The sequence below is a fragment of the Gordonia sp. VNK1 genome (genome assembly GCF_040049135.1).
Classification (GTDB): Bacteria; Actinomycetota; Actinomycetes; order Mycobacteriales; family Mycobacteriaceae; genus Gordonia; species Gordonia oleivorans.
On record NZ_JBDZDJ010000015.1, the window covers coordinates 46,077 to 65,966 of the forward strand.

A 19,890-nucleotide genomic window follows, 5' to 3' on the forward strand; every position below is an offset into this window, starting at 1 on the left:
TGGGCAACACTAGCGGGTCGGTATGACGTCGAACACAGCCAGATCTCAGTGAATCACCGACGACGGCATCAGTTCCCCGGAAGCGGTGCCACACCGCCGGCGATGTCGGTGATCCGCCAACCGTTGCGATCCACCGTGATCGGATACAGCGCCGTCGTCTTGACCCCCTCCGGTGATTGGACGTTGCTGGTGGTGACGTTGACGAAGACCTGCACCTCGTACTTCCCGTCGTTCTGCGAGGCGATGTCACTGCCCACCAACGTGCCGGAGGACACCCACTGCAACTGTCCGAGCAGGTCACGCAGGGCGGGTTCACTGGTGGTGAACTGCTGGATCAGCGGATCGGCCACATTCGTGTTCAATGCCGCGAACCAGGGGTCGAAGTTGCGGTAATCGATCTTCGCGGCGGCCACCGCATAGTCCGAGGCGATCTGACGGGCGTGCGCGGCGTCGGCCTGTTGGGCCCGCAGCGTGGACAGTTCGTCGGCGGCCTGATGTTTCTGCCACGCCAGCACACCGGTCGTGACGGCCAGTGCGATCACGACGGCCGCGAGCAGTGCGGTCAGCAGACGCCCGCGGCGATGGTCGGGCCGGCGTCGATCCGGTGCGGCGTCGCGCGCGGTGATCGGGCCATCGGCGGTGTCGGTCGCGGTGGCGTCGGTGTCGGTGCCGGCGTCGGTGTCAGTGGTCTCGGTGTCGGCGGTGTCGGTGTCGGTGTCGACATCGGTCATCGCCGTGTCGCTCACTGCCATGTCGCTGGTTGCCGTGTCACTGCTCATCGTCAAACCTCGTTCGGGGTGTCGTCTGTGTGGGTGTCATCTGTGTGGGTGTCATCTGTGTGGGTGTCATCGGGGACCGGCCACCGTCAGTCGCAAGGTGCCGTTCTCGTCGACGATGGCGAGTCCCTGCCCGACCAGGGTGGCGAGGTTGACGCGACCGGCCGGTGCCACCGCGTTCAGGGTGGGTTGCAGTACGCCGAGGATGGCGGCCGCATCGGGCAGGATCGTGGCGAGGTAGTCACCGATCTTCTGGGTGAACGGGATGATCACGTCGTACCACCCGGTGGCGCCCTCGGTGGCCTGCGCCAGGCCGGGCAGCAGACTCCACAGTGTCGCGAACGGCACGTTCATGTGGGCGAGTTTCGGTGCGGTGGCCCGCATCACGGCTCCGATCCGGTCACCGTTGAGGCGAACCAGCAGTTGTTGCGCGTGATCGAAGACCCCGGCGAACTCCGAGCGATAGGTGCCGATGGTGCGTGCGGTGCGTGCGGAGAAGTCACCGATCACGGCGAGGTCGGCGTCACGGCCGCGCCAGCCCTCGGTGATGGTGCGGGCGAGTTCGTTGAGGGTGTCCGGATCGAATTGGCCGGTGAGTCCGCGCATGGTGGTGAGCATGTCGGCCACCGACACTCCCGGATCGACGTGATCGCTCAGTTCGGCGCCGTCGGCGATGTACGGCCCGGTCGCCCGGGTGGAGGAGAACTCGATGTACTGCTCGCCGACCATGGACAGGTTGGCGACGCGGATCTGCGCGTCCGCCGGTATCTGCGCCTGCGGGTCGATCTGCAGGTCCGCACGCAGACCCGCGGCTCCGGCGCTGATGGTGGTGACCTTGCCGACGGCGATCCCGTTGTAGAGGACCGCCGAATCCGGTTGCAGCCCTCGCGATGTGGACAACTCGACGCTGACGTGGTGATACCGGGTGAAGGGATGCAGGTGCAGTACCCCGACGACGAGGTAGGCGGTCAGCAGGATCGAGACAACCACCAGCATCACCAGGCTGATGAGTGTGCGGCGCGCGCTCATCGCATCGCTCCGATCATCCGGAGTACCGCGGCGACGGTTCGGGTGTCGACGCCCGACTGCCCCGACGGCCGCCCGTCGGGGCGGGTCACGTCGACGATGTCGATGGCCGGGTCGGCCAGCCAGGCGACCATCCGGTCGTTGATGAGGCGATCGAGTTTCTCCATGTCGGCCGGCGCCTGCGCGTCGAGACGCACGGCAGTCGCCACCAGGGGGTCGATGATGCCGATGAGCCCCTGCAGGGTGGCGTAACGCGGGAGGATGAGGTTGCCGATGGGATCGACGTTGGGGCCCAGGGCATTGAGAACGTTGGACAGACCCAGGAACGCCGACACCGCACCACTGACCCGGCGCGGACCGAATTCGAAGGCGAATCCCAGCCTCGTCCGGTTGGCGTCCAGGGTCGCCGCGACCGACGCCACCGAATCGATGATCCCGGTGACCGACCGGCTCTGCGACGCGCTGCGCGCGATCAGCGCCCGCAACACCTCGATCCCGACGTCGCGGTCGGCGGTGTCATCGGGAAATGCGTTGTTGGCGTTGCTGATCACCCGTTGCAGGGTGGCGACCGTGCCACCGTTGGCCAGGGCCGCGATTCCGCCGAGCAGTTCCTCGACCTGTGGCGCGACGGTGGTGCGGGCCAGCGGGATGACCGCGCCGGGGGCGAGGGTCCCGGCCGAACCGGTCGGCGGCGCGCTGAGGCTGATGAAGAAGTCACCGAGCAGTGTGGCCTGGGTCAGTTCGGCGGTGGTACCGGCCGGCAGGGAGACCTCGGAGCTGATGTCGACGGTCGCGACCGCCACTCGCGTGCCGTCGCGTTCGGCGACGTCCACACCGCGCAGCACCCCGATCCGGGAGCCGTTGTAGATGACCTTGCTGCGGGCGGGCAGGTTGAGTACCGACCCGAATTCGAGGTCGAGCGAATAGCTGTCGCCGTCGACGCGGGTGCCGGGCAACGGCAGATCCGTCGGCGAGACGCCGCATCCGGCCAGCAGAACCGTCAACGCCGACAGCGTCACGGCGACCCATCGTCGGATCATCGGGTACCTCCGGCGGTGGCCAGCACCATCTGCACGAGTGCGAGGTCGACGTGCCCGCCGGCGCCGGGGACGGGACGGCAGGCCTGCGGCATGACCGCGTTCACCTGAGCGCACACCGCCGCACTCGAGGTCGCGCCGACCCGCACCGCCGGCGGGGTGACGGTGATCCCGCCGGCTGCGGCACCGCCGGCGAGGATGCGCTGCAGCCCGGTCGACACCGTCGGCAGTCGACGCAGGACGGCGACGATCTCCTCGGTGGGGACCTTGTCCAGCAACGGCATCAGGGCGTCGAGCACCGAGAACACACCCGGGGAATATGTCCGGATGAGCCGCAGCAGCGACGGCGTCAGTTCGGTGGTCTGCACCACCGCCGGGTTCAGGACCGAGAACCACGCGTCGAAGGTCACCGCGAAGTCGCCGAGTTTGGTGAGTCCGAGTTGCAGGTCCGGCCATCGTTGCACGAAGAACTCGGTCAGTTCGTCGACGTTGGTGAGCAGGGATCGTAGTTGATTGTCGCGCAACGCCGGATCGCCGAGTGCCGCCGCGAGACCACCGACCGCGTCGTTGAAGTCCGCACCGGTCCCGCGCAGGCTGTTGTTGACACGATTCATGGTGTCGCGCACCAGTTCCCGACTCTGATCGGAGTGTGATGCGGCAGCGGTCACCTGCGCGGCGAGTTTGTCGAAGGCGGCGTAGGCCTCGCTGACGCTGGTGGGAGTGTGGGTGCGGGCCAACGGAATACAGGTGCCCATATCCCAGGCGGGTCCGGTGGTGCGGCCCGCCGGGATCTCCAGATGCCGGTCGGTGACGATGGAATCCGAGGTGGTGACGGCGGACACGTCGGCCGGGAAGTCGATGTCGCCGCCCACGGTGAACCGCACCACCACGTGCCCGTCGTGGGAAGCGATCGACGTGACCGACCCGATGGGCACCCCGCGCATCGTGACGTCGTTGCCCGGGTACAGCCCGACGGCGTCGGCCATCTCGGCGCATCCGGACCGGTCGTCGGAGCGATGGCGGACGAGGATCACGGTGGCCGTGGCGACCAGTGCGATCGCCACCAGTGCGATCAGGATTCGTGGAGCCATCCGTGTGGTCGGCAGACGCATGCTCAGCACCGCCGTTCCGTGCTCGGCACGCACAATCCACCGGCACCGAATTGTCCGGGCGCCACGCTCACCTGCGGCGCGTTGACGACCACCGAGGACAGGTCCACCCGGCCGGCGGTGTCGACCACACCCATCGAGTCGGCGATCTCCGCGACGATCGACTTCAGCCGCGCCAGCAGGTCATCGATGCGGGAAAGTTGGGCATTGAGGGTGTTCACCAGGTCGAGGACCTGCGTCACCTCGGGTTCGATGGTGCCGGTGAACGCGTCGACGGGTTTGCCGATGAAGGCGAACAGCGCCCCGATCGACCGGACCGTCTCCACGCCTTCGGCCTTGACCTGGTAGGCCTTGGCGCCGACGTACCCGATGAGCCGCAGCATCTCCACCAGGTCGGCGCGACCGGAGTTGAGGCCGGCGATGTACTCGTCGCTCAATGCGACGGCGGCGTCGAGGTCGTCACTGCGGTCACCGATCGCCGTGGTCAGTTGCCGGGTTTCGGCGATGATGTCGCGGATGGCGTCGGGTTGTCCGTCGAGGGCGGCGTCGACCTTCTCCAGGGTGTCGGCGATGGTGACGCCGTCGACCTTCGCGATCACCTTCCCGGAGTCGGCGATGACGTCGGAGAGGGTGTAGGGCACGGTGGTGCGTTCGGTCGGGATCACATTGTCGCCCAGCCGATTGTGTCCGGCGGGTCGCAGCGCCACATAGTGGCCGCCGACCGCGGTGAGCAGACGCACGTCGGCCGCGGTCTGATCGCCGAGCGCCATCCCGGAATCGACCTCGAGGGTCACCTCCACCCGGTCGGGGTGCAGCGTCACCGCCGACACCTCCCCCACCCGCACCCCGGCGATGCGGACCTCGTCGCCGGCGGTCAGTCCTCCGCTGGTGGTCAGCGCCACCGTCACGTCGTCGTGGCCGAACGGATCGAGGTAGACCACGCCGCAGATGACCGCGAGAATCACCGCCACCAAGACACCGAGCATGCCGATGCGGAACTGCCTGCGCCGCAGGGAGTGTTCGTCCCGTCGCCCGCGGATCATCGGCACATCACCACCGGTACCCCGGCGAGCAGGACCTGGGTGAGTGGGGTCGGGATCGCTTCCCCGGAGCTGCAGGTCAGCGAATTGTGCTGGGCCGCATGGACGGAACCGTCGAGGGCGTCGATCAGTCCGGGCAGGCGGCTCAAGGCGCCGGTGGCGGTGTTCATCCCGGGTATCCAGGTGCGCAGCAGATGGTCGACGGTCGCATAGTTGCCGTAGTAGGACTGCTCGAGGTTCTCCAGCAGCTGCCGGACGGGCCCCAGGCTGCGCGCCGCCAGACGCATCGACACCTGCGTCTTGTCCGCGGACGCGGCGAGCACACCGAACGCCTCACCCATCCGGGCGATCAGATCGTTGAGTTGGGGTGACTTGTAGCGGATCTCACCGGCGACCCGTCCCAACTGCGTCACGATGGTGGCGATGAGGGCCGACCGATCCGACACGACGCCCGCGATCTGACGCAGTTGCGCCAGCACCGATCCCACGTCGGGACCTCGACCCTCCACCACCGCAAGCAGATTGGTCATCAGCTCGTTGAGTTGTTCGGGCTGCAGGGTGCCGAACAGGGGCCGCAATCCGTTGAACATCTCGGTGATGTCGAACGAGCCGATGGTGCGATCGGCGGGGATGGTGGTGCCGGGTGCGACCGTCGGCGCGGTATCGGTGGGCGACGCGGAACCGGCTCCGGACGTCTGCAGGTCGAGGTAGCGCTGCCCGACGAGGTTCAGGTAGCGGATCGCGATCCGGGTGTCGGTGTGCAGGGTGGTCGTGGTGGTGACGGAGAACCGGACTTCTGCCTGCGCACCGGAATTCAGGTCATCGTCGACGAGGCGGATGGATTGCACCTTGCCCACCCGCACCCCGAGTTCGCGGACGTCGTTGCCCACGGCCAGTCCGGAGACGTCGGTGAATCGGGCGGTGAAGGTGTTCTGGTCACCGGGGACCGACGGGTTGAGCGCCTCGACGATCACCCAGCCGGCCACCAGGACGGCGACCACGAAGACCACGAAACCTGCTGTGGCGGTGGGGCGGACGCGGTTCATCGGCCACCGCCGGTCCCGGACGCGGCGAGCCCGGCGGTGATCGCGGGCAGGGATTGCAGCGTGAGCCCGAGGCGCAGCCGCACCTGGCCGTCGACCCGCAGCAGCATGCGGTCGAGACGACCGATCAGTTCGTGTGCGTCGTCGGCGGCGGCCGGCACTGTGGACAGCGTATAGCCCAGTGGCGCACCGAGTGTCAGGGAGGCGTCGAGGACGGTGGCGAGGTCGGTCGGGTTGTTCCCGACGGTCTGACCGAGGGTGATGAACGTCTGCACCAGGCCGGTCAGCGCACCGGTCACCTTCTCGGTCTGGGCCGGGTCGGCGTACATCTCGGTCTTCTCCACCAGCGTGGTGAAGAGGTTGACGAACGGATCGGCGAGGCTGTCGGCGCCGCGCAGGGTGTCGTCGGCGATCGCGAGCATCTGCGCGAACGGCATCTGCTGATGTTCGTGCGCCAACACGAGCAGGTCGAAACCCGAACGCATCAACGGCGAGATCTGTGCGACGACCCCGTCGAGCCGGTTGATCATCGCGGTGACGTCGGCCCCGGTGAGTGTGCTCGTGATCGAGCCGACGTCACGCAGCACCGCCACCGCCGAGACCTGCGAGCCGGATACGGTGGCCGCGATCCTCGCACCGTCGTGCAGTGTCGGGCCGGGACCGTCGGGCATCAACTCGATGCCGACCACACCGAAGATGTTCGACGGGACGAACCGCGCGGAGAGTCCACCGCGGATGTCGGCGGCCTGCCGGGCGTCGAGGGAGAGTCGAATATCTTGTCGCCCTGCGGTATCGATGTCGATGGAGTCCACCCGGCCGATGAGCAGACCCCGGTACTTGACGTCGGCGCCGGCGGCGAGGGAATCGGCGACACGGTCGGAGGTGACGGTCACCTCGATGCGGTCGTCGAAGACTCCGCGCGCGTACAGGGTGACCGGGACCGCGATCACCAGGATCACCGCCACCGCGATCAGCCCCCACCGGACCAGCGAACCCTGGGAGGGTCCGCGTCCGGACATGTCGACCGGCGGCCCGATCATCCGGAGAACCTGAATCCGACGTCGGAGCCCCAGAACACCAGGGTCAGCACCATGTCGAGGACGACGATGACGATGAAGCTGAACTTGATCGCCCGTCCGGTCGCGACACCCACACCCTCCGGACCGCCGCGGGCGTAGAAACCCTGATAGCAGTGGATGATCACGACGGCGACGATGAACACCACCGCCTTGATCACCGAGTACACCACGTCGACGGGTCGGAGGAAGGCGTTGAAGTAGTGCTCGTAGGTGCCCGGCGACTGGCCGTGGAAGCCGGTCACCACCAGCGTGCACGCCAGATAGGCCAGCACCAGGGTGATCAGGAACAGCGGGATGATGGTGACGATCCCGGCGACGGCGCGGGTGCTGACGACGAAGGGGATCGGTTGGACCGCTTGCGCTTCGAGGGCATCGATCTCCTCGGAGATGCGCATGGAGCCGATCTCGGCGGTCATCCGGCACCCGGCCTGCGCGGCGAAGCCGATGGCTACGACGATCGGCGCGATCTCCCGGGTGGTCGCGTAGGCGGACAGGAATCCGGTGAGCGGACCCATGCCGAACATGTCCAGCGAGCCGAACGCCTCGACACCGATCGATCCGCCGACCGACGCGCCGAGCACCACCAGCACCGCCACGGTGCCGCCGCCCACGATGATCGTTCCGTTGCCCCACATCATGTCGCCGAGCACGGCGAGGGTTTGGCGGCGGTAGCTGCGCAGGGCGTGCGGTATCGCGCCGAGGACCAGGGCGGTGAATCGCAGTTGATGGCCGAGCATCGCGAGCAGCCGCGCCGGTGCGCCGGCGTGCGCCGCGGCCCGACGCGCACGAGGGTGTGACGCCAGGTAGACATCAAGACCGAGCACCGCGTCGTTCACCCGACCTTGGTATGCAGGAACATCGAGATGATTTGCGTGGCAATCAGATTGAGTACGAAGCTGGCCACCACACTCAGCACCACCGCCGCGTTGACCGCGTCGGCGACACCGCGGGGACCGCCCCGCGCCTCGAGTCCTCGTTGACAGGCGATGGACACGACCACGAGTCCGAAGATCTCCGCCTTGGCCAACGCCGCCCACAGGTCGACGAGGCCGGCGAACTCGCCGAACGAACCGAGGTAGCTGCCGGCGGCACCACCCTGGAAGGCGACGTTGACGAAGTAGCCGGTGCCGACGCCGACGAAGATGATCTCGACGCAGATCAGTGGCGCGATCACGGCCACCGCCGCCAGCCGGGGCGCGATCACCCGTCGGGCGGGATCGATACCCATGGTGCGCATGGCGTCGATCTCGTCGCGCACGGTCCGGGATCCGAGGTCGGCGGCGACCGCGGAGCCGACCGCGCCACCCATCAGCAGTGCCGTCGCGATCGGCGCACCCTGCCGCAGCACCCCGAGCGCCCCGGCCGCGCCGGCCATCGACGACGCCCCGATCTGGGCGGTCAGGCTGCCCACCTGCACCGAGATGATCACGCCGAACGGGATGGCGACGAGCGCCGCGGGCACCGCCGCCACCCCGGTGAAGAAGACCATCTGCCGATAGGCCTCGCGGAACGGGAACCGCCCGCGGACCAGATCCGCGCACCCGCGGCTCGCGGCGGTGGCGAACAGTTCGAGCAGCCGACCGAGCGTCGCGATCGCCGAGCCCGCGGTGGACGCCACGCGCCCCGCAGACATCTGCTCGAACAGCTTCACCGTCACCAATGCCACCCCATTGTCGATTCGCGAACCAGTGTGGCAGAGATTTCAAATTCTGGCTTCATTTTCAGTTTTTCGCCGCCACTCAGGCGTTTTAGCACGTCAGAGGGCATTTGAACGTGGTGACGGATTGCTTCGGAGGCCGTTCACCGGCCACACTGGAGGGATGAACGCTTCCGCATCCCGGCCGACGGCGCCGCCGGACGACGAGCCCACCGGCCCCCTCGACGGGGTCACCGTGCTCGAACTCGGCACCCTCATCGCCGGCCCGCACGCCGCCCGGCTCCTCGGCGACATGGGCGCCGACGTGATCAAGATCGAACCGCCGAATCGACCCGACCCGATCCGAACCTGGGGGCAGGCCGAGGTCGACGGGAACCGCTTCTACTGGACCGTGCACGGCCGCAACAAGCGGGCGATCACCCTCGACCTGCGCTCCGATCGTGGCCGGGAGATGTTTCTCCGTCTCGCCGACCGCGCCGACATCATCGTCGAGAACTTCCGGCCCGGAACGCTCGAACGTCTCGGCATCGGACCCGACGTACTCCTCGAACGCAATCCCCGCATCGTCGTCGTCCGGGTGTCCGGGTACGGACAGACCGGACCCGATGCGTCGCGTGCCGGATACGCCTCGGTCGCCGAGGCGGCGAGCGGGTTGCGCTACATCAACGGCTATCCCGGCCAATTGCCGCCGCGATTGTCGCTGTCGCTCGGCGACACCCTGGCCGGAATGTTCGCCGCCCAGGGCGCACTGGCCGCGCTGTATCGGCGCAGCGTCACCGGCAAGGGTCAGGTGGTCGACACCTCGCTCCTGGAATCCTGTGTCGCCGTGCAGGAATCGGCGATCGCGGACTACGACGTGGGTGGCGTGGTGCGCGGACCGTCGGGTACCCGACTCGACGGGATCGCCCCGTCGAACCTCTACCCCACCGCCGACGGCACGCACGTGATCATCGCCGCCAACCAGGATTCGGTGTTCGCGCGGCTGTGCGCGGCGATGGGGCAACCCGAGTTGGCCACCGATCCGCGTTTCGCCGATCATGCGGCGCGCGGCCGCAATCAGGACGAGCTCGATGCGCTGATCGGTGAATGGTCGACGCAGTTCTCCGCCGACAAGCTCACCGACGTGCTGTCGGAGGCGGGCGTCGTGGTCGGCCCGGTGAACACCATCGCCGAGGTGGTCGCTGACCCCCATCTGCAGGCGCGCGGCATGATTGCCGACCATTTCGACGAACGGGCCGGTCGGGTGGTGCGCGGTCCGGGTGTGGTGCCGCAGTTCAGCGAGACGCCGGGACGGATCCGCAATGCCGGTCCACCCGAACCGGGATGTGACAACGCGGCGGTTTACGGTGAGGTGCTCGGGCTCTCCGCGGAGCAGGTGGCCGAGTTGGCCGACGAGGGAGTGATCTGATGGATGTGACCATTCGCGACGTCGCGATGCGCGACGGCCTGCAGATCGAGGAACCGATCTCCACGGCCGCGAAACTCGAACTGCTCGAGGCGATCTGCGACACCGGCGTGCGTGAGGTGGAGGTCACCGCCTTCGTCTCGCCGAGTAAGGTCCCGGCGCTCGCCGACGCCGCCGAACTGTGTACCCACCTCGATCGCTTTCCGGGCGTGAGCTTCTCGGCCCTGGTCGCCTCAGTGGGCGGGGTGCGACGCGCCCTTGACGCGGGGCTCACCAACCTCGAATACGTGGTGTCGGCGTCGGATGCGCACAGCCGCGCCAATGTCGGCCGGGACACCGAGGCGTCGGTCGCCCTCATCGAAGGGATCGTCGCGATGGCACATGCGGCGAACGCCGGCGTCGAGGTGATCGTGGCGACCGCGTGGGATTGCCCTTTCGACGGTCCGACGCCCCCGGAGCGGGTCACCGGAGTGATCTCACGGGCCGTCGACGCGGGCGCGGACCGCATCAGCGTCGCCGACACCATCGGCACCACCACCCCGGGGCGCGTGCGTGATCTTGTCGCGCAGGTGGTTCCGCTGATCGGCGAACTGCCGTTGGGCGCGCATTTCCACAACACTCGCGGCAGCGGCCTGGCGAGTGCGTATGCCGCTGTGCAGGCCGGCATCTCGCGTCTCGATGCATCGGTTGGCGGCCTCGGCGGCTGCCCGTTCGCGCCCGGGGCGAGCGGCAACATCGCCACCGAGGACCTCGTCTATCTGCTGCGCGACAGCGGCGTCGAGACCGGAATCGACCTCGACGCCGCGATCCGTGCCGGGCGGGTGGCGATCGGAGCCGTCGGCGGTGGAACCGGGAGCGCGTTGATGCGTGCCGGCGATCGGACGTTGGTGGCGCCCGCGGTGGCGCGGTGAGCGGTCGGCCGAACGAGTGTCTCCTCAGCCGTGACCAGCATCAGACTGCGTGCGTTGAGATTCCGTTGCCGAGGCAGAGGTGGACGCATGCCCGCCTCGGACGTCACTTCCCGGGCGTCCCACCCATTGCGTGGCTGAGGGTCCACGAGCTACGCAGGCATCGTCTCGCGGTTGATGTCCAGCGGAGCCACGGTCCCGTCGGGCCTTTTTCACCATGAGTTCGAGTTCACTGCCGAGCGCCTCGACGTACTTCTGCAACGTCGAGCCCGTGGTGGTGGCCAGGTCACCCTTCTCGATTCGTGACACACGGTTCTGTCCAACTCCCACGATGTCAGCCACCTCCTTCTGCACCAACCCCGCATCCCTACGGAGTTGCACAAGCCGATAGATCGCGGTGTCGTGATTCATCTGGGCGCGAACGCGGTCGATCCGCTCACGGTTTCCGGGACGGCGTGCGCGGAGGTCATCGAGCGTGGTCGTCGCTTCTTCCCCGTCTTCTTCCCTGCGCGGTCTGCTTACGAGATTCACGTTGCACAGCCCGTCGTACCACGCTGACCAATTCCCTCCCGCCCACATGGCACTCACCCACATGGCACGCCAGGAATGAAATGTGCCCCCTACCTGACATAGGTAGGGGGCACATCGCTGTGGAGCTGCCGGGAATTGAACCCGGGTCCTCCGTCGTGTCAGCGGGGCTTCTCCGTGTGCAGTTCACTGTGTCTCTACTCGGATCTCCCGGTCACGCGAACAAGCCGAGATGACGATCCCAGTCGCTGTTGAATGTCCCATCCGCACCCGCGACCGGTGCGAGCGGTGAGCTCCCGAAGATGATGCCGGCACCGGATCCGGGAGCATGATCCGGGCCGACAGATTACGGGCTCGCTGTCAGGCAGCGAGAGCGTAATCGCGCTGATTCTTATCGGCGCTTAATTGGTTGCCGCGACGCTTATACGGTGGTCTCTGGCCTGCACCGACACGCTTCCCCCGCCTCGGCGAACGTAGTCGAAACCGATCAGCCCCGAGACGAGACCCGCCCGGTGAGGGGCGAGCAGTTCATTGTAACAACCCGGACGGACAGGTTCATTCCCATTTCTCCCAGCCGTCCCCGCACCGCCGCGACCACGTCACTGGATCGACAGCATCGCGGTGTCGGCGACACCCACGGGAACCGACAACTGCCCGTCGGAGGCCTGGTAGCGCTTACCGGTCCAGGCGTCGACGCCGGCCACCGACGCATCCCCGTTGAGACCGAGACTGGTCAGCGACACCGACATCGTGCGCGCATGATCGCCCCGGTTGGTCAGCGAGACGACGAGGCCCTTGTCGCCGAGTGCCCGGCTCCAGATCTCGGGATCGTCGCCGACTATGGCACCGGCGCGGACCCGCGGGTCCTGATCGACGCCGATGATCGCGTCATTGGCGAGGATGTCGCGGGTCTGGGTGCTCATCGTGGTGAGATCGTTGCCGGCCATCAGCGGCGCGGCCATCATCGCCCACATCGACATCTGGGTGCGTTGCATCGCCGGCGTGAGTGCGTCGCCGACCCCGACCACCAGCATGTCGAGGTCGACGAACCGACCGTCGGAGACCCGATCGCCGAGCGGGGCAACGGCGTCGACGATGTCGGTGATGCCCTGATAGCCCGACGGACCCGCGTCGGTGGACCACGCCGGGGTGATGTCGTTGGTGGCCCGCGTCATCGTTGCCACACCGCCCCAATCGAATTCGGCCCCGGGCACCGATTCGGACACACCACTGTTCGGGTTGATGCTGTAGACGATGGGCCGGCCGGTCGCCCGGATCGCATCGCGCATCGCGATGAAGGACGCCACCTGATCGTCGTGCGACGACGTGCCGGAGCACCAGTCGTACTTGAGGAAGTCCACTCCCCACGACGCGAACGTCGCCGCGTCCGTCGTCTCGTGGCCGCCGCTTCCGGTCGCGCCGGGGTAGCTGCCGGTGTACTGCGCGCACGTCTTGTCCTGCGCGCCGGCGTAGATGCCGAACTTCAGTCCGCGGGCGTGGATGTAGTCGGCGAGCGCGGCGATCCCGGCGGCGAAACGCGTGGGGTCGGCACGTAGTCGGCCGTCGTCGTCCCGGGTCGGGGCCATCCAGCAGTCGTCGACGACGACGTAGCGATACCCCGCGTCACGGAGTCCGGAGGAGACCAGCGCGTCGGCCTGAGCGCGCACGATCTGCTCGGTGATACCGCAGCCGAAGGTGTTCCAGCTGTTCCAGCCCATCGGCGGGGTGGTGGGCAACCCCGCGATCGCCGGCCCGGAGCCGCCGATCTGTTCGGCGGCGGACCGCTCGGGAGCGCACCCGGCCACCGACAGCATCGCGACGAGCAGAGCGCTCAGCAAGACCACCCACCGTCGACGACGGCGACCGGGTCCGGGCGCTGTCACCGCAGCGATCACATACCCTTCACGCGCCGGCCGACCTCGCGGGCCACCTCACGCTGAGCGGTGCGACGGGCGAGATCCTGGCGCTTGTCGTGGGCCTGCTTACCGCGGGCCAACGCGATCTCCACCTTGGCCCGACCGTCGTGGAAGTACATCGACAGCGGCACCAGGGTGAGATTGCCGTCGCGGATCTTGCCGATCAGGTTGTCGATCTCGCGGCGGTGCATCAGCAGTTTGCGGTTACGCCGGGGTGCGTGATTGGTCCACGACCCGTTGCCATATTCCGCGATGTGCAGTCCGCGCAACCACACCTCGCCGTCGTCGATGGTGGCGAACGCGTCCACCAGTGAAGCCTTGCCCTCACGCAGACTCTTGACCTCGGTGCCCAGGAGCGCGATGCCGGCTTCGTAGGTGTCGAGAATGGTGTAGTTGTGCCGGGCCTTGCGGTTGGACGCGATGAGGTTGCGTCCCTTTTCCTTTGCCATGTCGGCTACTCACCTCCTCGGTGCTGTTTGTGGAAATCCTCCGGGTGTACAACGCGCACGACGGCTCGTTCACTCCCGGACATAGACACGCAGCGTGACATATCCGGTCGCCGCTGCCAACACAATTCCGCCGATGATGAGCCAGGGTGACACCAGCAGGACGTCACCCGCGGTGACACGTGGCACGATGTTGACGCCGTAGAGCCCGGCCAGGGCACGGTCGAAGAAGAAGATCTTGGCCAGGAACAATCCGCCGACGGCCAGCAAGGAGCCGATGAGGGCGGCGAGCACCGCCTCGAGCAGGAACGGCAGCTGCGTATACCACCGCGTGGCACCCACGAGGCGCATGATGGACACCTCGGTCCGGCGGGTGAAGGCGGCGACCTGCACCGTGTTGACGATCAGCAGGATCGCCGCCACCGCCAGGATCGCCGCCACGGCGAACGCGGCGTTGCGCACGCCGTCGAGCACCCCGAAGATGCGTTTGACCAGCTCTCGTTGGTCGAGTGCGCCCTCGATACCGAGGTCCTGTCGGCCGGCGAAGGTGGTGTAGACCTCGTCGAATCGATCCGGGTCCGACATCCGGACCTTGACCGAGGACTGGGCGAAGGTGTCCGGGGTGATCTGATCGGCGATCTCGGGCGAGGTCTCCTCGAACATCGCCTTGGCGGCCTCATACCCTTCCTGGGCACTGACATAGGTCACCGAGCCCACGCCCGGCTGCTTCTCCAGCTCGGTACGCAAGGTCGTACACGGCGCCTGCCGGCAATTGGGGTCGGCCTTGGAGACGTCCTCGTTGAGGAAGAACTGCATCTCCACGCGGTCGAGGAAGATCTTCTGACTCTTGTCGGCCATCTGGATCACCAGCAGACCGCCGCCGAACATCCCCAGCGTGATGGCCGTGGTAATGATCATGGCGATCGTCATGGTGACGTTGCGGCGGAAGCCGTTCAAGACCTCGCTGATGATGAAATGCGCTCGCATGGTCGCTCGGATGTCCTTCGTGGTCGTGGTGTCTTCGGCCCGGAGTTCGCGGCGCACCCACACACGGTGCGCGCGCATGTCCTCAGCCGATCCCGTAGACCCCTTGTTCGTCGTTGCGGACGAGTTTCCCGTTGTCGAATTCGAGTACCCGCCGGCGCATCGCGTCGACGATGTGGCGATCGTGGGTGGCCATCACGACGGTGGTGCCGCGGCGGTTGACGCGGTCGAGCACGTCGACGATCTCTTCACTCGTCTCCGGATCGAGGTTGCCGGTCGGCTCGTCGGCGAGCAGCACCAACGGCCGGTTGGCGATGGCCCGCGCGATGGCGACGCGCTGCATCTCACCGCCGGACAGTTCGTAGGGCATCCGCTCGAGTTTGCCTTCGAGGCCCACGTAGTCGAGGACCTCCGGCACGATCTTGCGGATCATCGACGGCGGTTTGCCGATCACCTCGAGGGCGAAGGCCACGTTGTCGGCCACCGACTTCTGCTGCAGCAGGCGGAAGTCCTGGAAGACGCACCCGATCGACTGCCGCAGCTTGGGGACCATCCGGCCCTTGAGCGTGTTGACGTGGAAGTCACCGACGTAGATGTCGCCCGAGGTGGGTTTGTCCTCCTTGAGCAGCAGCCGGAAGAACGTCGACTTGCCCGATCCCGAGGGTCCGATGAGGAAGGCGAACTCGCCCTTGTCGACCTCGAGGGACAGGTCCGACAGGGCGGGGCGGCTGGAGGCCTTGTACTTCATCGTGACGTTGTCCAGCTTGATCACGGTGAGCCAGTGTAACGACGACGCCTGAGAAGCCCGCTCAGGCGCCGCGCCCGGCGCGTTGCCCCGGTAAGGCGCAGGTCAGCGGGACGGAACCGTCGTCGTGGTGTTGGTGTTGTTGGGCTGCAGCCACTGGAACGGATTGTTGTTGGTGGTCGTCGTCGACGATTCGTCGGAGCCCGGGGTCGACTCGGCACCCTCTTCCCCGCTGGTTCCCGACTCCGACGGCTCCCCCGAGACCGACCCGGACAGGCTGGGTGTGGTCGACGAGTAGGTGGTCGACGGCTCGGAGTAGTAGGTCGGCGTGGTGGTGCGTGCGACCTGAGCGGGTGCGGTGGGCGTCGGTGCCGGCGCGTATCGCTGCGAGGTGAAGCCGTACAGCGTCCAGCAACCCAGGAACGCCACCAGCAGGATCGCCGTGCTGGTACGAATCCGGGTGCGGTAGATGTGCTTCCAATTGCGGTCGCGCAGGGGCCGCCGACGCGGATGGGGCTGTCCCGCCGGCAGGCCGCCGGTGGGCGTGTCCGTGGGCGCATCGGCGCGTGGGATCTCGCCGGTGATCTCGTTGTCGGGGTTGGTGGCGGCGGCAGGCTTGGGGCCGGCGGGAATGTTGCCCTCGGGCTTGTCGCCGTCGGGGTCGTTGCGGTGGGTCATGAGTCCCCGTTCTTGCCGATGGTGTCGGCCAGCGTCGCCGGGGGTGCTCCGCCGGACTGCGCGTCGCGTCCGGGCGCCACGGTGATGCCCTCGCGGGCCAGCGCCTGAACGATCGCGACACGCAGCGCGCGGCTGACCTCGAACTGTTTGCCGGGCAGCGTGCGGGCCACCATGCGGACGGTCACCGAGTCGAGTTCGAGGTCGGTGACGCCCAGCGGGGACGGCGCGTCGAGCAGCAGGTCATGCCAGTTGCGATCCTCGAAGAAGTCGCGGCCGACCCGGTCGAGGGTCTCGTTGACCAGACCGATGTCGGCCTCGGCGGGCACCGGGACGTCGACGACGGCGCGCGCCCAGTCCTTGGACAGGTTGGTGGCCTTGATGATCTGGCCGTTGGGTACGGTGATGACCTCGCCCTCACTGGTCCGCAGCTTGGTGACGCGCAGGGTCACGTCCTCGACGGTGCCGTCGGCCAGCCCGTTGCCGGTGACCGTCAGGCTGACGACGTCGCCGTAACCGTATTGGCGTTCGGCGACGACGAAGAATCCGGCGAGGATGTCCTGCACCACCCGCTGGGCGCCGAAACCGAGTGCCGCGCCGATCACCGCACCGGGACCGGTCAGACCGGTGATGGGAACGTGGAGAATCGAGAGGAAGCGGATCAGGACCACGGCGATCACGGCGACGATGAGAACCCACGCCACCACGTCGACCAATGCTCGCCGATGCTTGGAATCCTCGGTCTGCACGATCAGGTCACTGTTGTGGAAGTTCGCCTCGAGGCGCGCGGCGTACCTGTCCGCCGACCATCGGATCAACCGGATCGTCAGCAGCCCGCCGAGCACCCAGGTCAGCATCTGCAGACCGCTGGTCGCCAGCCACACATAGATCGATCCGAGCAGTTGCTCGAACGCCGACTCGGCGGGGTTGGCGGCGAGCGGCTGGGCGGCCACCGCCCACACTCCGGTCGGTGTGCTCACGTGCGACAGTGCGAGATCAGGCGTCGGCATCGGCCATGCGCCAGCGGATTCCGGCCTCGATGAAGTTGTCGAGATCGCCGTCGAGGATGGCGGTCGGGTTGTTGCTCTCGACGTTGGTCCTCAGGTCCTTGACCATCTGGTACGGGTGCAGCACGTAGGAGCGCATCTGGTTACCCCAGCTCGAGCCGCCGTCACCCTTGAGGGCGTCGAGTTCGGCACGCTCCTCCTGACGTTTGCGTTCGAGCAGTTTGGCCTGCAGCACCCGCATCGCCGACGCCTTGTTCTGCAGCTGACTCTTCTCGTTCTGACAGGTGACGACGATCCCGGTGGGCAGGTGGGTCAGGCGGACCGCGGAGTCGGTGGTGTTGACCGACTGGCCGCCGGGACCCGACGACCGGTAGACGTCGACCTTGAGCTCGTTCTCGTCGATGTCGATGTGATCGGTCGTCTCCACCACCGGCAGCACCTCGACCTCGGCGAACGACGTCTGGCGCCGGCCCTGGTTGTCGAAGGGGCTGATCCGGACGAGGCGATGGGTGCCCTGCTCGACCGAGAGGGTGCCATACATGTACGGAGCCTTCACCGCGAAGGTCGCCGACTTCAGCCCGGCCTCTTCGGCGTAGGAGGTGTCGTAGACCTCGACGGAGTAGTTGTGCTGTTCGGCCCAGCGCACATACATCCGCATCAGCATCTGCGCCCAGTCCGCGGCGTCGACGCCGCCGGCGCCCGAGCGGATGTTCACCAGGGCATCACGCTGGTCGTATTCGCCGGCCAACATGGTCTTGACCTCCATCGCCTGGATGTCGGTCCGCAGTGACTCGCGTTCGGTGTCGGCGTCGGTGAGTGCGGCGGTCCGGTCGTCACCCTCCTCGGCCTCGGCCAGCTCGTAGAGCACGGGAAGATCCTCGAGGCGCTGGCGCAGTTCGGTCACACGCCGCAACTCCGACTGGGCGTGGCTGAGCTCGCTGGTCACCTTCTGCGCATGTTCCTGGTTGTTCCACAGCTCCGGGTCGGAGGCCTGCATCTCCAGCTCGTCGATCCGGCGGCGCAGCTCATCGACGTCGAGCACCTTCTCCACGGTGGTGAGGGTGGCGTCGAGGGATTCGAGATCTGCGGTCACGTCGGGATGCACGGTTAACCAGGGTACCGATCCGCGACTGTGAGACCCAGTCGGCTCATGACGAGGTCGGTGGCGGGGTCACCGGCGGCAACTCCCCGAATCGCCAGCTGGTCTCCGCCTTGCCCGGCCGGTAGACCACCGGATGGTCCGAGCCCACCTGCGGCCATGGCGCCCCGTCGGCCAGCACCATGGTTCCGTAGACCTCGGTCGGCGAGGTTCCCGGACCGTTGATGACGCCCGACACCGTGCAGAACACCTCACCCTTGCTGTCCGGTTGAGGTCGGTCACTGACGCCGGTGACCGTGAGCGTGCCCTGCTCGTATCCGGCTCCGCCACCGGAGAATCCACCGATGCTCCGTCCCCGCATCTGCATGATCATCCCCACCGCGAGCGCGGCCAGCAGGACGGCGATGGTGATGGTGATCCACATGCCGCTACCCTACCGGTCATGACCAGCCCCGCCGCCGACGTCGACCTGCGCGATGACCTCGATCTGGCCCTGTCGATCGCCGCCTCCGCGGACGCCCTGACCACCCGCCGATTCGGGGCGCTCGATCTACACGTCTCGGACAAACCCGACCTGACACCGGTCTCCGACGCCGACCTCGACTGCGAACGCCTCGTCCGCGAGCGACTCGCCGCACGCCGACCCGATGACGCCGTGCTCGGTGAGGAGTTCGGCGGCGAGGCCAGGCTCACCGGCCGGCAGTGGATCGTCGACCCGATCGACGGGACGAAGAACTTCGTCCGGGGCGTACCCGTGTGGGCCACGCTCATCGCGTTGCTGGTCGACGGGGTGCCCGTGGTGGGTGTCGTCAGCGCCCCGGCGCTCAAACGTCGCTGGTGGGCGGCAGCCGGATTGGGCGCGTTCACCGATTTCGACGGTGGCGAGGTCCGTCGTCTGTCGGTGTCGGCGGTGGCCGATCCGGCGTCGGCGAGCCTGGCGTTCTCCAGCCTGTCCGGGTGGGCCGATCGGGGTATCCGCGAGAAGTTCATCGCGCTGACCGACGAGGTGTGGCGTGTCCGCGGGTACGGGGATTTCTACAACTACTGCCTCGTCGCCGAGGGTGCCGTCGACATCGCCGCCGAACCGGAGGTCTCACTGTGGGATCTGGCCGCCCTCGACATCCTCGTCCGTGAGGCCGGCGGAACCTTCACCTCACTGGACGGCGCCGACGGCCCCTCGGGCGGCAGTGCCGTCGCCACCAACGGCCTGCTGCACGACGGTGTGCTGAACGCGCTGCGCGGCTGACCGCCAACCCCGTCGAGTGGGCGCCGTTCCCCGTCGAGTGGGCACCCTTTCCCGTCGAGTGGGCGCCGTTTCGCGTCGAGTGGGCGCACGCCCCGGTCGAGATGCAGCCCTGTCCGTTTGGTGAGTCCTTCGGCGAAACCGCTTGCCACACCGAACCATTACCT

The 19,890-nt window shown here is 67.4% G+C and carries 21 protein-coding genes and 1 other RNA gene; 3 read left to right on the forward strand and 19 right to left on the reverse strand.

Annotation, left to right across the window (positions count from 1 at the left end):
- Positions 1-68 precede the first annotated feature (68 nt).
- The 9 genes from ABLE94_RS17820 to ABLE94_RS17860 form a co-directional block, all read right to left on the reverse strand.
- On the reverse strand, positions 69-779 hold the full coding sequence (locus ABLE94_RS17820) for a hypothetical protein (protein ID WP_348804335.1): 711 nt from the start codon (positions 777-779) through the stop codon (positions 69-71).
- Positions 780-845: 66 nt separating this feature from the next.
- The gene (locus ABLE94_RS17825; protein WP_348804336.1) at positions 846-1,805 is read right to left on the reverse strand and encodes an MlaD family protein; all 960 of its coding nucleotides are present in this window, start codon (positions 1,803-1,805) and stop codon (positions 846-848) included.
- Positions 1,802-2,842 (reverse strand): MlaD family protein, encoded by a 1,041-nt coding sequence (locus tag ABLE94_RS17830; protein ID WP_348804337.1) that lies wholly within the window; start codon positions 2,840-2,842, stop codon positions 1,802-1,804. Before ABLE94_RS17830 ends, ABLE94_RS17825 begins: the two co-directional genes overlap by 4 nt.
- On the reverse strand, positions 2,839-3,951 hold the full coding sequence (locus ABLE94_RS17835; protein ID WP_348804338.1) for an MlaD family protein: 1,113 nt from the start codon (positions 3,949-3,951) through the stop codon (positions 2,839-2,841). The genes ABLE94_RS17830 and ABLE94_RS17835 overlap by 4 nt, the downstream gene beginning before the upstream one ends.
- Positions 3,952-3,953: 2 nt before the next feature.
- Complete coding sequence (locus ABLE94_RS17840) at positions 3,954-4,991, reverse strand: MlaD family protein (protein WP_348804339.1); 1,038 nt, start codon at positions 4,989-4,991, stop codon at positions 3,954-3,956.
- A complete protein-coding gene (locus ABLE94_RS17845) occupies positions 4,988-6,034 on the reverse strand; it encodes an MlaD family protein (RefSeq protein WP_348804340.1) in 1,047 nt (348 codons plus the stop codon). The genes ABLE94_RS17840 and ABLE94_RS17845 overlap by 4 nt, the downstream gene beginning before the upstream one ends.
- Positions 6,031-7,071, reverse strand: coding sequence for an MlaD family protein (locus tag ABLE94_RS17850; protein WP_348804341.1), 1,041 nt, complete (start codon positions 7,069-7,071; stop codon positions 6,031-6,033). The genes ABLE94_RS17845 and ABLE94_RS17850 overlap by 4 nt, the downstream gene beginning before the upstream one ends.
- Positions 7,068-7,934: an MlaE family ABC transporter permease gene (locus ABLE94_RS17855; protein ID WP_348804565.1), complete on the reverse strand. Its 867-nt coding sequence runs from the start codon at positions 7,932-7,934 to the stop codon at positions 7,068-7,070. Before ABLE94_RS17855 ends, ABLE94_RS17850 begins: the two co-directional genes overlap by 4 nt.
- A gap of 8 nt (positions 7,935-7,942) precedes the next feature.
- Positions 7,943-8,767: an MlaE family ABC transporter permease gene (locus ABLE94_RS17860; protein WP_348804342.1), complete on the reverse strand. Its 825-nt coding sequence runs from the start codon at positions 8,765-8,767 to the stop codon at positions 7,943-7,945.
- A 163-nt stretch (positions 8,768-8,930) separates the two neighbouring features.
- On the opposite strand from ABLE94_RS17860, the gene ABLE94_RS17865 reads away from it, so the two are divergent.
- Complete coding sequence (locus ABLE94_RS17865) at positions 8,931-10,175, forward strand: CaiB/BaiF CoA transferase family protein (RefSeq protein WP_348809433.1); 1,245 nt, start codon at positions 8,931-8,933, stop codon at positions 10,173-10,175.
- Positions 10,175-11,083 carry a hydroxymethylglutaryl-CoA lyase gene (locus ABLE94_RS17870; RefSeq protein ID WP_348809434.1) on the forward strand — a complete coding sequence of 303 codons (909 nt, stop codon included), beginning with the start codon at positions 10,175-10,177 and terminating at the stop codon, positions 11,081-11,083. Before ABLE94_RS17865 ends, ABLE94_RS17870 begins: the two co-directional genes overlap by 1 nt.
- 24 nt (positions 11,084-11,107) lie before the next feature.
- On the opposite strand, the gene ABLE94_RS17875 is transcribed toward ABLE94_RS17870, so the two are convergent.
- From ABLE94_RS17875 to ABLE94_RS17920, 10 genes are all read right to left on the reverse strand, one after another.
- Positions 11,108-11,674 (reverse strand): helix-turn-helix domain-containing protein, encoded by a 567-nt coding sequence (locus tag ABLE94_RS17875; RefSeq protein WP_348809435.1) that lies wholly within the window; start codon positions 11,672-11,674, stop codon positions 11,108-11,110.
- A gap of 54 nt (positions 11,675-11,728) precedes the next feature.
- Positions 11,729-12,103, reverse strand: a transfer-messenger RNA (tmRNA) gene (ssrA, locus tag ABLE94_RS17880).
- Between the two features lie 104 nt (positions 12,104-12,207).
- Positions 12,208-13,422, reverse strand: coding sequence for a glycoside hydrolase family 27 protein (locus ABLE94_RS17885; RefSeq protein ID WP_348804566.1), 1,215 nt, complete (start codon positions 13,420-13,422; stop codon positions 12,208-12,210).
- Positions 13,423-13,499: 77 nt separating this feature from the next.
- Entirely contained in the window at positions 13,500-13,973 is a 474-nt protein-coding gene (smpB, locus tag ABLE94_RS17890; protein WP_348804345.1) for an SsrA-binding protein SmpB, read from the reverse strand.
- Positions 13,974-14,042: 69 nt separating this feature from the next.
- On the reverse strand, positions 14,043-14,957 hold the full coding sequence (gene ftsX / locus ABLE94_RS17895; RefSeq protein ID WP_348804567.1) for a permease-like cell division protein FtsX: 915 nt from the start codon (positions 14,955-14,957) through the stop codon (positions 14,043-14,045).
- 82 nt (positions 14,958-15,039) lie between these two features.
- The gene (ftsE, locus tag ABLE94_RS17900) at positions 15,040-15,726 is read right to left on the reverse strand and encodes a cell division ATP-binding protein FtsE (protein WP_348804346.1); all 687 of its coding nucleotides are present in this window, start codon (positions 15,724-15,726) and stop codon (positions 15,040-15,042) included.
- A gap of 78 nt (positions 15,727-15,804) precedes the next feature.
- The gene (locus ABLE94_RS17905) at positions 15,805-16,377 is read right to left on the reverse strand and encodes an Rv3103c transmembrane domain-containing protein (protein ID WP_348804347.1); all 573 of its coding nucleotides are present in this window, start codon (positions 16,375-16,377) and stop codon (positions 15,805-15,807) included.
- Positions 16,374-17,384, reverse strand: coding sequence for a mechanosensitive ion channel family protein (locus ABLE94_RS17910; RefSeq protein ID WP_425476235.1), 1,011 nt, complete (start codon positions 17,382-17,384; stop codon positions 16,374-16,376). The genes ABLE94_RS17905 and ABLE94_RS17910 overlap by 4 nt, the downstream gene beginning before the upstream one ends.
- Positions 17,371-18,486, reverse strand: a complete 1,116-nt coding sequence (gene prfB / locus ABLE94_RS17915) for a peptide chain release factor 2 (RefSeq protein ID WP_348804348.1) — start codon at positions 18,484-18,486, stop codon at positions 17,371-17,373. Before prfB ends, ABLE94_RS17910 begins: the two co-directional genes overlap by 14 nt.
- A 43-nt stretch (positions 18,487-18,529) precedes the next feature.
- Positions 18,530-18,904 (reverse strand): hypothetical protein, encoded by a 375-nt coding sequence (locus ABLE94_RS17920; RefSeq protein WP_348804349.1) that lies wholly within the window; start codon positions 18,902-18,904, stop codon positions 18,530-18,532.
- An 18-nt stretch (positions 18,905-18,922) separates the two neighbouring features.
- Here ABLE94_RS17920 and hisN point away from each other — a divergent pair, with 18 nt between their 5' ends.
- Entirely contained in the window at positions 18,923-19,726 is an 804-nt protein-coding gene (gene hisN / locus ABLE94_RS17925; RefSeq protein WP_348804350.1) for a histidinol-phosphatase, read from the forward strand.
- Positions 19,727-19,890: the final 164 nt, after the last annotated feature.

What these genes read in the sequence shown, in the direction of transcription:
- ABLE94_RS17820 (WP_348804335.1), bottom strand. Translation starts at nt 779, where the DNA reads ATGAGCAGTGACACGGCAACCAGCGACATGGCAGTGAGCGACACGGCG.
- ABLE94_RS17825 (WP_348804336.1), bottom strand. Translation starts at nt 1,805, where the DNA reads ATGAGCGCGCGCCGCACACTCATCAGCCTGGTGATGCTGGTGGTTGTC.
- ABLE94_RS17830 (WP_348804337.1), bottom strand. Translation starts at nt 2,842, where the DNA reads ATGATCCGACGATGGGTCGCCGTGACGCTGTCGGCGTTGACGGTTCTG.
- ABLE94_RS17835 (WP_348804338.1), bottom strand. Translation starts at nt 3,951, where the DNA reads ATGCGTCTGCCGACCACACGGATGGCTCCACGAATCCTGATCGCACTG.
- ABLE94_RS17840 (WP_348804339.1), bottom strand. Translation starts at nt 4,991, where the DNA reads ATGATCCGCGGGCGACGGGACGAACACTCCCTGCGGCGCAGGCAGTTC.
- ABLE94_RS17845 (WP_348804340.1), bottom strand. Translation starts at nt 6,034, where the DNA reads ATGAACCGCGTCCGCCCCACCGCCACAGCAGGTTTCGTGGTCTTCGTG.
- ABLE94_RS17850 (WP_348804341.1), bottom strand. Translation starts at nt 7,071, where the DNA reads ATGATCGGGCCGCCGGTCGACATGTCCGGACGCGGACCCTCCCAGGGT.
- ABLE94_RS17865 (WP_348809433.1), top strand. Translation starts at nt 8,931, where the DNA reads ATGAACGCTTCCGCATCCCGGCCGACGGCGCCGCCGGACGACGAGCCC.
- ABLE94_RS17870 (WP_348809434.1), top strand. Translation starts at nt 10,175, where the DNA reads ATGGATGTGACCATTCGCGACGTCGCGATGCGCGACGGCCTGCAGATC.
- ABLE94_RS17875 (WP_348809435.1), bottom strand. Translation starts at nt 11,674, where the DNA reads ATGTGGGTGAGTGCCATGTGGGCGGGAGGGAATTGGTCAGCGTGGTAC.
- ABLE94_RS17885 (WP_348804566.1), bottom strand. Translation starts at nt 13,422, where the DNA reads ATGCTGTCGGTGGCCGGGTGCGCTCCCGAGCGGTCCGCCGCCGAACAG.
- smpB (WP_348804345.1), bottom strand. Translation starts at nt 13,973, where the DNA reads ATGGCAAAGGAAAAGGGACGCAACCTCATCGCGTCCAACCGCAAGGCC.
- ftsX (WP_348804567.1), bottom strand. Translation starts at nt 14,957, where the DNA reads ATGCGAGCGCATTTCATCATCAGCGAGGTCTTGAACGGCTTCCGCCGC.
- ABLE94_RS17905 (WP_348804347.1), bottom strand. Translation starts at nt 16,377, where the DNA reads ATGACCCACCGCAACGACCCCGACGGCGACAAGCCCGAGGGCAACATT.
- ABLE94_RS17910 (WP_425476235.1), bottom strand. Translation starts at nt 17,384, where the DNA reads ATGCCGACGCCTGATCTCGCACTGTCGCACGTGAGCACACCGACCGGA.
- ABLE94_RS17920 (WP_348804349.1), bottom strand. Translation starts at nt 18,904, where the DNA reads ATGTGGATCACCATCACCATCGCCGTCCTGCTGGCCGCGCTCGCGGTG.
- hisN (WP_348804350.1), top strand. Translation starts at nt 18,923, where the DNA reads ATGACCAGCCCCGCCGCCGACGTCGACCTGCGCGATGACCTCGATCTG.